This is a genomic window from Pseudoalteromonas sp. NZS71 (genome assembly GCF_015864715.1).
GTDB classification, from domain to species: domain Bacteria; phylum Pseudomonadota; class Gammaproteobacteria; order Enterobacterales; family Alteromonadaceae; genus Pseudoalteromonas; species Pseudoalteromonas arctica.
Map to the genome: position 1 here is coordinate 1 of NZ_JADYWS010000012.1, position 11,812 is coordinate 11,812.

Sequence of the window (11,812 nt, forward strand, 5' to 3'; positions counted from 1 at the left end):
TGATGAGACAACGCAAACATGCCGCTGCCCTGCAGGCAATGCCATGTGGCGAAGCGGGGTCAATGTAAACAGCCATAACCAGCAATACACGCGATTCTGTGGTTACTTAAAAGACTGTAAAACATGCCCGCTACAGCAGCAATGCATGCGAAAACCACCGATAGAAAGAGGACGACAAGTGCAGTTTATAAATAATGAATCGCGCAAAAAGCTGAGCTATGTCGATAAGATGAAAGTAAAAATAGATAGCCCCATAGGGCGACGACAATACAGTAAGCGATTAGGCTGTATTGAGCCAGTGTTCGGAAACATTACAGTGAATAAAGGGATGAATAAATTGACCTTACGGGGTCAAACGAAAGTGAACGCCCAATGGCAACTGTATTGCCTTGTTCATAATATAGAAAAGCTGCAGAACACGATGCATTAAGAAGGGTAAGCCCTCTTACTCTAAATAAAAGCCACTCAAACACCCGTAATCCCTTCCAAAACGCCAATTAAAACAATATCAAACACTTCTATATTCTGCGTAAAAATACAGTAATCAATTGAACCAAAATAGGAACTCAGCTATGGTTTGTTTATCAATAAAAAACAAATTTAAAAACGAGTTAATCTACAGGCTCGTTAGTGGTCCTTAACAATGGGTTTTCAAATTTAGGATGAATGAAGAGAATGAAAATTACTTTATAGCAAAGTATGTAGCAGGTGCTTGTGAAACTGATGATTTGATCAATTATGCAAATTATAAGTTAAACAATGGCGTTTATTCTGACGAGCTACTGGATATTATTGATGCAGAACCTAAGTGTTGGGGAATTGTTTCACCTCTTTTTGAAAGACTTATTGCTCAACTACCTTCATTTGAGGATTCAATTAATTTAATAATTAAATATCACTTAAAGTTGATTGCTAGTGAAAAAGTAGACCCATTCATTCAATTTCGGTAGTTGCTAAATGATATTAATAATTTTGATCTGTATGAAAACGTGGCTAAGTATGTTGGAGATAATGTAGGAATCGAACATCTTTATGGGTTGTATTACGCAAGAGATGATTTGGATGTAAATGACAATGATGGTGTTGTTGAAATAAGTGTTCTGATGCAAGAAAAATCTAAAAAATGGCTATCGGAACACTAACAAACGCATCAAAGAATTATAGTGACACCCATCCTAATTACCTTGAACCGACTTCCCCTTTAAATAAAAAGCGGTACATTACAGTGAACAAAGATATGAATAAATTGACCTTACGGGGTCAAATGAAAGTGAATACCTTACTTCACGCTGCGGCAACTGTATTGCCTTGTTCATAATATAGAAAAGCTGCAAAACACGATGCATTAAGAAGGGTAAGCCCTCTTACTCTAAATAAAAGCCACTCAAACACCCGTAATCCCTTCCAAAACGCCAATTAAAACAATATCAAACACTTCAATATTCTGCGTAAAAATACAGTAATCAATTGAACGAAAATAGGAACTCAGCTATGGTTTGTTTATCAATAAAAACAAATTTAAAAACGAATTAATCTACAAGCTCGTTAGGCGCCACTAGAGTCATCAGAAACTATCATGCTATAGGGAAATAAATGGAAAAGCGATATCAAGTATTCGTCAGCTCAACATATGCAGACTTAAAAGATGAAAGGCAACACGTTCTTCAAGCTTTAATGGAAATGGACTGCATTCCTGCAGGGATGGAGCTATTTCCTGCCACTGACGAAGAGCAGTGGGAGTTCATTAAAAAAATAATAGATGACTGTGATTACTATTTATTAATTGTTGGTGGACGGTATGGCTCCGTAACTGACGATGGCATTAGTTATACTGAAAAAGAGTTTGATTATGCTGTTGCTAATGGATTGAAGGTCATAGCATTGATACATGGTGCACCCGACGATATTCCATTTGGTAAATCAGAGCAAGATCCTGTTTTACGTGAAAAATTACTTGGATTTAAAGACAAGGTAATGGATGGTCGTTTAGTGCGCTTTTGGGAAAATGCAAAAGAACTTCCAGGGCTTGTAGCATTAAACCTAACAAAAACTATAAAAATGTATCCTGCAATAGGCTGGGTTAGAGCAAATAATGTAGCAAATGAAGATGTATTAGGCGAAATTAATGAATTAAGAAAACTAAACACTCAATTGAAAGATTCGCTATCTAAGGCTGAGTTGCAGCAGAAGCCAGCAATTGAGGGAATAGCAGATCTAGATTCGATAGTTTCAATTGATGGTACTTATAAAACTCAGCAAACTGGTCATCAGCCACAAAATCATTCATTTAATTGCGAAACCAGTTGGAGGAACATATTTTCTCTTATTTCACCTTACCTTATTGAACACCCTAACGACGCTATCGTTAAAAAAAAGATAGCCTCAAGCCTTAAACAAATTGCAACAAACAAGTCTAATGGTTACTCATTTAGTATTAATGACCAACAATTTAAAACTATATCAATTCAGTTAAAGGCTTACGGTTTAATAAATACTAAATATTTAAAAACGACTAATGGTGGTATGGCTTTGTTTTGGTCATTAACTGAGCGTGGAGAGCAATTAATGTTAGAAAGCAGGGTTGTGAGAACAGGGGCCTAACAAGCGCTTTAAACGGAACATGCTGGTTGCATCGAGATAGATGTTAATAACAACACGGTTTATTTGTCAGGTGACAAAGGCGGTTTGTTGGCTTTAGTTTCAAAATTAATTGAGGTAGCTAATTGTGATGTAGATGGCTACCACAAACACTTAGATGAAATTGAATTGCCAAATGTATCAATTAAGCCTGATAATCTAGAGCTTAATATCGGCAAATCAAGTAGCTAGGTGCAATCAAAACCTAACAAGAACACTAGACGGAATTTGTTCTTCGCCCTCGTTTATTAGCTCTTACGATTGTTTTGATCATACATATCCTCAGGGTTTATTTGCATTAGCAGTGCGGGGTTATCTATCGGTTTAAATCCGTATTGCGCATAAAGCCCGTGGGCATCCGATGTCGCTAATAAAAAGCGCCTGAGCCCTTGTAGCTCAGGGTGCTCTACTATCGTTTTAATAAGTAACTTACTCAGCCCATTACCTTGCAAGTGCGGGGCAATAAATACATCGGCTAAATAGGCAAAGGTTGCATTATCGGTCACTACTCGGGCAAAGCCAACTTGCTCGTTATGAGCGCTGTAAACACCAAAGCACATTGAGTTATCAATAGCTGATTGCATCACGCTTTTAGGAATGCCTTTGGCCCAATAGCTATTAGCAAGAAAGTTATAAATAACGTTAAAGTTAAGTTTGCTTTTGTCTGTGCTAATTGAGTAATCACTAGTGTTTGCGGTCATAAGTTAATAGTCTTTTTTATCAATGTTTTTATAAACATTTCTATAGAACGTTCCTATAAATAGTCTTTAACGTTCCTATAGTCTATAAATAATCTTTAACGTTTTTAAGCTGTTTGTCGTGTACTCTTGAAAGCACTAACAATGAGCAAATAGCCCCAAATAACGCCAGTCCCATATCTGATTGGGTATCCCACACGTAACCTTGCGTGCCTAAAAACGCTTCTGCGTTTTCGCCGCTTAATACTGCAACCCACCATTCTATTAATTCGTAAAACGCGCTAAATGCTAAACATACCGAAATAACAAAGGTGATTAACCAGCCTCGACCATTTACTACTTTTTTGCGCAGTAAAATTTCGCGAGCTAGTAGTGCAGGTACAAACCCTTGAAAAAAGTGCCCTACTTTGTCGTAGTTATTACGCTCACTACCAAATAGGTTGTCGAAAAAAGGGACTTCGGCGTAGGTGTAATGCCCGCCAATCATCAGCACAATGCAATGCGCTAAAATAAATGTATATAAAATAGGGGTAAGTTTAAAGTGGCTATAGGTACTTGCTAGCAGCACTAAACCAATAATTGCGGGGATAACTTCAAGCAGCCATGTAAATTGATCTTTTGGGTTAATACCAGACCAAATTAATACAATAAAAAACAGGCTCAGCCATAAATACTTCATTTAGAATCCTTTTCTAAATTGATCAAATTTACGGCATTTTACGCCTTTGAAATAAACGACGCTACCTATAGTTTGTTTTTGCGGTAATGCGATTAAACAAAGTAGGAAAAAAGCGCTTAATTGTAGGCGCCCAACCACTTAAACCTTTGCCAATAATCACTTCGTCTTTTTTATTACTAATGGCACGAATCATTTTTGAAGCCGCTACGCTTACATCCATCCCATTTTCTATCGACTCTTCTGGTTTATTTTGCGCTATGCCTTGCTCGTTTAGTGAGTTATGCGCAATTGCTGTTTTAATAGAGCCCGGGCAAATTGTTAAACAATGAATGTTATGTTGTGCTACTTCTGCACGTAGGCAATCCATAAAACCAACAACCGCATATTTAGAACCCGAATAACCTGTTCTAAATTTTGAACCAACTTTACCCGCCACACTACTAATAGACACAATTGAGCCACTGCGCCTTGCCACCATAGTAGGCAATATAGCTTTAGTAAGTGCAATTAAGCCAAAGTAATTAATCTCCATTAATTGGCGGTACACGTTAAAGTCGTTTTCTAAAAATAAACTGCGCTGCGATACGCCGCCGTTATTAATTAAAATATCAATTGCAGGAAGCTCGCTCATTTTTGCTGTTATTGTACTCAGTACATGCTCTGGCTGTGCTAAGTCCAGCGGCATAACTAAGTGCCCTTCGCCTTTAAGCGTTGCTTTTAAATCGTTTAGTTTATCTAGATTGCGCGCCGATAAAATAACGCGTGCACCAAGCTGGGCAAATTGTATAGCAAGCTCTTTACCAATACCTGACGATGCCCCGGTGATCCACACGGTTTTATTATTATATTGCATGCGTTATCTGCCCTTTTATTGTTATTTATTAAGTTTTATAAAGGTACTTAGAAAAGTATTTTACGCCTTTGTAGGACCCGCTATTGCGTTTACTTCATCTTCTAATGTTTTGTAAAAACCCATTAAAAATAGTAGTTCAACAGTTACGTACAAAGGGCCAATAATTAAACCAATTAGGTCATCTACAAACGCCGGTTTTTTACCTTCGTAATAGTGCCCAATAAACTGTAATACCCAGCCAAATACAAACACACCTACGCCAATACTCAACCAAGGCCAAAACGCCATTGCCGCAATAGGCTGAGCACCAACAAGGAGTAAAGTGAATATCACGGCCATAATAAAGCCAAGCGAAAAGCTCAGCATAAAATAATAAACAACCGACGCTAATACAAAAAGTTGTGCGCCATCAATTACAAAGCTACCAAGGGGTATTTGAATACGCGCTAGTAAACACAACGCTGCAAATACAATGAGCGGAATACCAATAAAGTGCGTTAGTACATTACGCTTAGAACGATGATACAAACCATATTTACCAAGTTGCTGTTGAAGTGTTTTCATTGTTTTGCCTTTATTTTTATATATAAAACTTACTTTAGCAAAAGTAGACACAACAACAATGTCAGGTATCCGACATTTTGTAAATTAAACAAATGCAGAAATTATTTTACCCGGCTCATGCTCACCTTTCATATCCGTTCGCTCGCGCCCTTTTTGATACTCTTGCTCAAGCATTTTTTGAAGTTCCTCTATTTTATCAGTAATTGCGCTAGGGTCTGCGCCCTCACTTTGCTGTTCTTTAATTAGCTCTTCTATTGTCGCTTTTAGCTCGTCTATTTTGTTTTTGTTTACACCTAAGCGCTGATAAACCAACGCTTCTTGATCACGTTCTAAAAACGTTGGTTCTTTAGGGGCTGAGGTAATGCCTTTAGCATCACTTGTTTTTTCATTAGGGAGGGTATTAGTTGCCGCAACTTCGCTTGGACCTGCCGCTTTATTTACTGTAGGAGAGTTATAATTACTATATTGATTTTTAAAGGTTATTGTAGTCATTAGCTCAAATCCATTGTTGCGTTACATTATCTTTAGCAATTTTGGTTCCAACTAAATAAAGCGGTCTCTATTTAAGCTTGTGTAGCACGCGCTTGTAGCTTTTGTTTATCTAAAACAGTTATGCGTTGATACCCCAAACTAATGGCTTGTAGGCTAACAAGCTGTTGCAGTATTTGATTAATAGTTTGGCGCGTTAGGCAGGTCATATCAGCAAGTTGCTGCTGAGATAAAACAAGCGGTGTTAAGTGCTCTGTATGTTCGCTAAGCATTAAAAGTCGATTGCATACTTTTTGCTCAGCGCTTAGTAATGCGTGATCTTCCATTGAGGTAAACATTAGGCGTAACTTTTGTGCCAGCAATAAACCAAACTCTTGCCAATATTGTGGCTGTTCGTTTAATAGCTGTTCAAGCTCGCGTTGGGGCACGTAAAAAAGCACAACATCAGTTTGTGCATATACGTCATGAGTACGCAGGCCACCATCAAACAAGGTAACTTCGCCAAACCACAGTGATGAATCAATAAAGCTCAATACGGCTTCTTTGCCTTCGTTACTTACGCCACTAATACGCACCACGCCGCTAAGCACTGCATAAATTCCATCGTGCTTATCACCTCGCAAAAATAATGATTGCTGAGCTTTTAGCGAGAGCGTTTTGCCCTGCGTTAATAAAAAGCTTTTTAAGTAAGGGCTACGGTTTTTAAACCAATGCCCTTGCTCTATAACGTTTTGCTGCTGTGGAGTCATTATTTACTGCATTTGCTTATTAAATGGCTGTTTTTCGATAACCAATTTTTTAGGGAAATTTAAATCGGTTGCTATAACAAAATCATCGTAAGGATCATTACCCGAAAACAGCTCAGTTATTAATGTATCGTTTTTATAAACATTAACGGTTACACCGCTGCCCATACCGCCTGAGTTAATAATATAATAATGATATTCGCCGTTACTAAAAAATAAAATACTCTCGCCAATACGCCCTACTTGCCTGTAGTAACTACCAAATGGTGCATCTGGTATAGCTTCTTTTTCAAGCCCTATGTCATTAACTCTACCAAATCGATAACTAAGCGATGAGTCATCTTTTGCAACACAAATAGAAAGCACTTTATCGGTAGGCTCTAACTTGTAGGCTGTACTTTCATCTGGGTTACGCACAACTTTATGCATTTTTGCGTTAATGTAGGCTGCTTCATTACTTTTACAATGTGTTGCAAGCATACCGACCACTAAAGCGGGTTCGTTTGTTTGAGCTGCTGGAGGTGTGTTTACTTTGTTATTAGTGGGTAAGTTACTTGCATTACTATTTAGCTGAGGGCTATCTTGCATTGCCATGCTTTGGTCGTCACAACCAAACAGTGCAAACAAGAAGAAAGAATAAAAGCTCGCTAAAAATTTAATGCGCATAATAAAATCCATCTATGAGAGAGCCTTTAAAATAGCGATAAAACTAGCGACCCGCAACACTCTTATGCGCAATACTTTATAAGTTTATTTTTAAACCATCTTCTGCAAAAACTACGTTACTTTTTAGTGATTTAATTAACGATTTTTTAAACAATTGCTGATTTTTTAATGACCGATTCATAAAATGAGATAGAACCGCCGTTTTAGGTGCAGCCTCAATTAGTACCTTAGTGATTTGACTTGGGGTAATGTGTAAATTTTTAGCCCCGCCCGATGCGTTTTCATCAATTGCGTTGTGCATAACCACTACATCGGCATTTTTAGCAAAGTCAGTAAATGTGCCTAACTTGTCGGTCATGTCGCCTGCAAACACAAGTTCACATCCTGCTATACTCACTTTCCACGCTAAAGCCGGAATAGGTCCATGGTTAACTGTCATTGCATTAACAGTCAAATCACTTTGTAGTGATTGTTTAAATTCATTTTGTTTTGTTGGTGCAACAGAACGAATATCTAATTTGTAGTTTTCATTACCTTCTACGTAATCACTTAAGTATCTAAATGCGCCCTGCTTACCTAGTAACGCTTGTGCATATTCGTTAGTAGAAGCCATTACACGGTTGCCCTGGGGGCCAAATATCGCAAGTGCTTTATCGCGTGATGTAAAGTAACTGCCTTTTATAAAACTAGGTAAATCGCCAGCATGATCAGTGTGTAAATGGCTTAATAAAATGGCATCAACATCACTAAATTTTGCACCTGCTTTATCAAACCCAATACTGGCACCAGAGCCTACGTCAACTAACACTCTGGCTTTATTTTCGTGCCATATAAGGTAACTTGTTGCTGCGCGACCATCGTCAAGCTCAGGGCCGCCCGAGCCTAAAATTTGCAAACTTACATCACTACATTGCTGCGCGCCAATACTACTAAACGACGCTATAATTAAAGCGGTTGCAGCTAGTCCTTGTTTTACATTGCTCATAATTATTAATACCTATAAATAGTGTTTTCAGTTGAGTCTATGGCTGAGTGTAATAACTAATTTAAGTTTTGTCCTAGTTGAGTGACCAACGGCATACTTATTAATTTTAGCCCTTACTAAAAGCTGATTTAAACACCTTATAAAAGTGTTTAAATAACTAAATGAATCAATAACCGGTTTTCTTATAATAAAATGTTGTTACACAACTATTTAAAACGGTTTTTTATAACCGACTGTAATTTATAATTTAAATCTAAAAAAATACATTTTAAAAACAATTTAGTCTCATTTTATTAAAACAATAGTTGACCCTATTTAAAATTTAAACTAGCATTTCTGGAAGCGCTTCCATACATTTGACAATGTTTATAATTACACAATAACAGCCCCATACAGCTGTTAATAATAATGATAAAAGTGCGAGGGAAACCGAATGTCCAACCATATTGTAAGAAAAACAAAGATAGCGACCAGCCTATCTCTGATTTTAGGCGCATCAATCTCTTTACCTGTATATGCACAAGAAGCAAATACAGATGTTGAAGTAATTCAAGTTACTGGTTTTAAAAACAGTATTAAAGAGTCAACTCGGTTAAAACGCGACGCCGCAGGTGTTGTAGATGCAATATCAGCTGAAGATATTGGTAAATTTCCTGATACCAACTTAGCCGAGTCGCTACAGCGTATTACAGGTGTGTCGATTGATCGCTCAAATGGTGAAGGCTCTAAAGTAACTGTTCGTGGTTTTGGCCCCGACTACAATATGGTAACCCTAAACGGTCGTACTATGCCGGCAGCTTCATTGCCTTCAGGCGGTGGTACACCCAGCTCTCGTGCTTTTGACTTTGCAAACTTAGCGTCTGATAGCGTTAAATCGGTTGAAATATATAAAACAGGTAAAGCAAGTATTGCATCAGGTGGTATTGGCGCAACAATTAATATTAATACGGCTCGCCCACTCGACAATCCAGGCTTTGTTTCAAGCATTGGCGTAAAAGCATTACACGACTCAACAAACCGCATTGGTGATGACATAACACCAGAGCTTTCGGGCTTAATTAGCTGGACCGACAGTGAAGCTAAATTTGGTGCCTCGTTAACTGCAAGCATGCAACAGCGCGATAGCTCATCAACTGGTGCGTTTGTAAATCAATGGAATACATCTGCTTTTGACGGCACAATCCCACAAGCAGCAGACGATATTGTTTTAACTAATGCACCCGCTGTTGGTCAGCTTTATTCAATGCCATCAGATTTGCGCTACACCATTGCCGACAGAGAACGTACTCGTACAAACGCACAATTAACGCTGCAGTACAGCCCAATTGACGATTTAACAGCCACGCTTGATTACACGTATTCTAAGCAAGATTTGTTCGAAGCCCGTGCTGAGCAATCAATATGGATGGATAACTACAAAAGCGCGCTAACGTTTGACGATAACACGGTAAAAACCCCTATTTACTACCGAGAAGAACGTCGCGATCAGCAAACACGCGATTTAGGTTTAGCGTTTCAAGAGCTAAACCAAGTTAACCAAAACGACTCTATTGGTTTAAACGTTGAGTACTATTTCAATTCAGAATTGAGCTTTATGTTTGATGCGCACAATTCAAAAGCCACTAGCAAACCAGATGCACCTTACGGCAGCTGGGTAAACGCAGGCTTGGGCGCAAACGTAGTTAACGCACAAGAAGTTGATTTTAGCCGCGAACTGCCATCAATGAGTATCGATTTTGATGATTGCCGCCGAGACAACCTAAATTGTAATAACACGTTAGATGCCTCTGATGTGGGTACGTCTATTTTAGATTCTAACTTTGCTCGCCAAGAGTCTGAAATCACAGAATTTAGAATCCATGGTAAATACGAAATTGAAAACGGTGCAATTGACTTTGGTATAGAGTCTCGCTCTATGGAAAGCCATTCACTGCAATCACTTACACGTAATACAATGGGTAACTGGGGTATCGAAAACCCAGGCGAACTACCTGATGGCTACCTAAACCCAACAAACTTTTTAGCTGAGTTTGACGACTACGATACATCGGGCTCGTTCAACCAAGGCTATACCGGCAGCGCATCGCAAATTGGTTACTGGGCAGGTGAAGAATACGGCTTTAACTTTGCAGCCGATGGCGCATTTGCAACTAACCGCACCATTGAAGAAGACATAACCGCAGCGTTTGTGCAATTTACTTACAATGGTTACATTGGCGATATGCCATACAACATTGTTATTGGCGCACGCCAAGAGTCTACCGACATTACCTCAACGGCTAATATCGACTTACCTAACGCAGTAGCGTGGGAAGGTAATAACGACTTTAATGTTCGTTTTGGCTCGGCTAAAGAAGATTTCACGCTTAAATCTAGCTACGATCACTTTTTACCAAGCTTTGACTTTGACATAGAAGTAATTGAAAACGTAAAAGCGCGTTTTTCTTATAGCACTACAATTGCTCGCCCAACTTACGACAACTTAAGTTCAGCAGCGACGGTTGGTGTACCAGGCGCCCCTACTCTTTTAGCGGGTTCATCACCGGCTACAGCGTCAACGGGTAATCCTGGTTTAGTACCGCTTGAATCAGATAATATTGATGTATCGGCTGAGTGGTACTTTGCAGAAACAAGTTATGTGTCGGTAGGTTATTACACTAAAGACATCGAAAACTTTATTGGTTTAACACCCATGACGCAAAACTACTACGGATTACGCGATGCAACAGCGGGCCCTCGCGCTCAAGCTGCCATTGCTGAGCTAGAATCTCGCGGACTTGCAGTAACCGATTCAAACTTATTTCAAATGGTTGCCGCCACAGAAAACAATGTTGATTTTGACTCTATGACCTACGAAGAGTTTGAAGCCGCTTACGATGTAATTGCTAACAGCGATGACCCATTACTAGAATTTACAGCGCAAGTACCTACCAACAATAAAAATGCCACAATTGATGGTTTCGAAATTGCCTTTCAGCACTTTTTTGGTGAAAGCGGTTTTGGTGTGCAAGCAAACTACACCACTGTTAATGGCGACATAGACTTTGATGTAAACGCTGACCCTACTACTACACAATTTGCACTAGTGGGTTTAAGCGATACAGCTAACTTTATTGCAATGTACGAAAACGATGATTTTCAAGCACGTATTGCTTACAACTGGCGTGATAAGTTTTTAAATAGCGCAGCTCGATACGTAAATGAGCCAGGCTTTACTGAAGAATATTATCAAATCGACTTTAATGTTGCGTACAACTACAGCGAGCAACTATCGTTTTTTGTTGAAGGCCTTAATATTACTGAACAAAACAGCCGCGAACATGGCCGTACGTCAGTACAATTGTGGAACCTACAACAGCTAGGTGCACGTTACAATATTGGTATGCGTTACAACTTCTAAAGGTAATACAAAGTAAAGCCGTTAGTTTTTACTAGCGGCTTTTTTGTATTTAAAACAGTATTAATGCTAGTTTAATTGTTATCAACTTTAGGGTG

General features: G+C 38.8%; 13 protein-coding genes. 5 read left to right on the top strand and 8 right to left on the bottom strand.

All coding sequences use genetic code 11. The annotated features are described in order from the left end of the window. The 4 genes from I6E85_RS09545 to I6E85_RS09560 all read left to right on the top strand — a co-directional run. The coding region (locus tag I6E85_RS09545; protein WP_197236879.1) for a transposase at positions 1-430 on the top strand (430 nt) is incomplete at its 5' end. A gap of 232 nt (positions 431-662) precedes the next feature. Next, positions 663-950 carry a hypothetical protein gene (locus I6E85_RS09550; RefSeq protein ID WP_197236880.1) on the top strand — a complete coding sequence of 96 codons (288 nt, stop codon included), beginning with the start codon at positions 663-665 and terminating at the stop codon, positions 948-950. A 643-nt stretch (positions 951-1,593) separates the two neighbouring features. Further along, on the top strand, positions 1,594-2,601 hold the full coding sequence (locus tag I6E85_RS09555) for a DUF4062 domain-containing protein (RefSeq protein ID WP_197236881.1): 1,008 nt from the start codon (positions 1,594-1,596) through the stop codon (positions 2,599-2,601). Positions 2,602-2,688: 87 nt separating this feature from the next. Continuing rightward, a complete protein-coding gene (locus tag I6E85_RS09560) occupies positions 2,689-2,829 on the top strand; it encodes a hypothetical protein (protein WP_169060304.1) in 141 nt (46 codons plus the stop codon). Between the two features lie 56 nt (positions 2,830-2,885). Here I6E85_RS09560 and I6E85_RS09565 read toward each other — a convergent pair whose 3' ends face one another. The 8 genes from I6E85_RS09565 to I6E85_RS09600 all read right to left on the bottom strand — a co-directional run bounded on the left by I6E85_RS09565 (position 2,886) and on the right by I6E85_RS09600 (position 8,317). Further along, positions 2,886-3,338 (bottom strand): GNAT family N-acetyltransferase, encoded by a 453-nt coding sequence (locus I6E85_RS09565; RefSeq protein ID WP_197236882.1) that lies wholly within the window; start codon positions 3,336-3,338, stop codon positions 2,886-2,888. An 82-nt stretch (positions 3,339-3,420) separates the two neighbouring features. Beyond that, on the bottom strand, positions 3,421-4,014 hold the full coding sequence (locus tag I6E85_RS09570; protein WP_007375475.1) for a DUF2238 domain-containing protein: 594 nt from the start codon (positions 4,012-4,014) through the stop codon (positions 3,421-3,423). A 61-nt stretch (positions 4,015-4,075) separates the two neighbouring features. Continuing rightward, positions 4,076-4,867, bottom strand: coding sequence for an SDR family oxidoreductase (locus I6E85_RS09575; RefSeq protein WP_197236883.1), 792 nt, complete (start codon positions 4,865-4,867; stop codon positions 4,076-4,078). Between the two features lie 60 nt (positions 4,868-4,927). Beyond that, a complete protein-coding gene (locus I6E85_RS09580; RefSeq protein WP_002961846.1) occupies positions 4,928-5,431 on the bottom strand; it encodes a DUF962 domain-containing protein in 504 nt (167 codons plus the stop codon). 84 nt (positions 5,432-5,515) lie between these two features. Further along, positions 5,516-5,923 carry a hypothetical protein gene (locus tag I6E85_RS09585; protein WP_197236884.1) on the bottom strand — a complete coding sequence of 136 codons (408 nt, stop codon included), beginning with the start codon at positions 5,921-5,923 and terminating at the stop codon, positions 5,516-5,518. Between the two features lie 71 nt (positions 5,924-5,994). Continuing rightward, positions 5,995-6,669: a Crp/Fnr family transcriptional regulator gene (locus tag I6E85_RS09590; RefSeq protein ID WP_197236885.1), complete on the bottom strand. Its 675-nt coding sequence runs from the start codon at positions 6,667-6,669 to the stop codon at positions 5,995-5,997. A 3-nt stretch (positions 6,670-6,672) separates the two neighbouring features. Then, a complete protein-coding gene (locus tag I6E85_RS09595; protein WP_231621035.1) occupies positions 6,673-7,332 on the bottom strand; it encodes a hypothetical protein in 660 nt (219 codons plus the stop codon). A 76-nt stretch (positions 7,333-7,408) separates the two neighbouring features. Beyond that, positions 7,409-8,317, bottom strand: coding sequence for an MBL fold metallo-hydrolase (locus I6E85_RS09600; RefSeq protein ID WP_197236887.1), 909 nt, complete (start codon positions 8,315-8,317; stop codon positions 7,409-7,411). A 433-nt stretch (positions 8,318-8,750) separates the two neighbouring features. On the opposite strand from I6E85_RS09600, the gene I6E85_RS09605 reads away from it, so the two are divergent. Continuing rightward, positions 8,751-11,717, top strand: a complete 2,967-nt coding sequence (locus tag I6E85_RS09605; protein WP_197236888.1) for a TonB-dependent receptor — start codon at positions 8,751-8,753, stop codon at positions 11,715-11,717. Positions 11,718-11,812 lie beyond the last annotated feature (95 nt).

Excerpts from the sequence above, each read along its gene's own strand:
- I6E85_RS09565 (WP_197236882.1), bottom strand. The coding sequence starts at position 3,338 with ATGACCGCAAACACTAGTGATTACTCAATTAGCACAGACAAAAGCAAA.
- I6E85_RS09605 (WP_197236888.1), top strand. The coding sequence starts at position 8,751 with ATGTCCAACCATATTGTAAGAAAAACAAAGATAGCGACCAGCCTATCT.
- I6E85_RS09555 (WP_197236881.1), top strand. The coding sequence starts at position 1,594 with ATGGAAAAGCGATATCAAGTATTCGTCAGCTCAACATATGCAGACTTA.
- I6E85_RS09580 (WP_002961846.1), bottom strand. The coding sequence starts at position 5,431 with ATGAAAACACTTCAACAGCAACTTGGTAAATATGGTTTGTATCATCGT.
- I6E85_RS09585 (WP_197236884.1), bottom strand. The coding sequence starts at position 5,923 with ATGACTACAATAACCTTTAAAAATCAATATAGTAATTATAACTCTCCT.
- I6E85_RS09570 (WP_007375475.1), bottom strand. The coding sequence starts at position 4,014 with ATGAAGTATTTATGGCTGAGCCTGTTTTTTATTGTATTAATTTGGTCT.
- I6E85_RS09550 (WP_197236880.1), top strand. The coding sequence starts at position 663 with ATGAATGAAGAGAATGAAAATTACTTTATAGCAAAGTATGTAGCAGGT.
- I6E85_RS09575 (WP_197236883.1), bottom strand. The coding sequence starts at position 4,867 with ATGCAATATAATAATAAAACCGTGTGGATCACCGGGGCATCGTCAGGT.
- I6E85_RS09590 (WP_197236885.1), bottom strand. The coding sequence starts at position 6,669 with ATGACTCCACAGCAGCAAAACGTTATAGAGCAAGGGCATTGGTTTAAA.
- I6E85_RS09595 (WP_231621035.1), bottom strand. The coding sequence starts at position 7,332 with ATGCGCATTAAATTTTTAGCGAGCTTTTATTCTTTCTTCTTGTTTGCA.
- I6E85_RS09600 (WP_197236887.1), bottom strand. The coding sequence starts at position 8,317 with ATGAGCAATGTAAAACAAGGACTAGCTGCAACCGCTTTAATTATAGCG.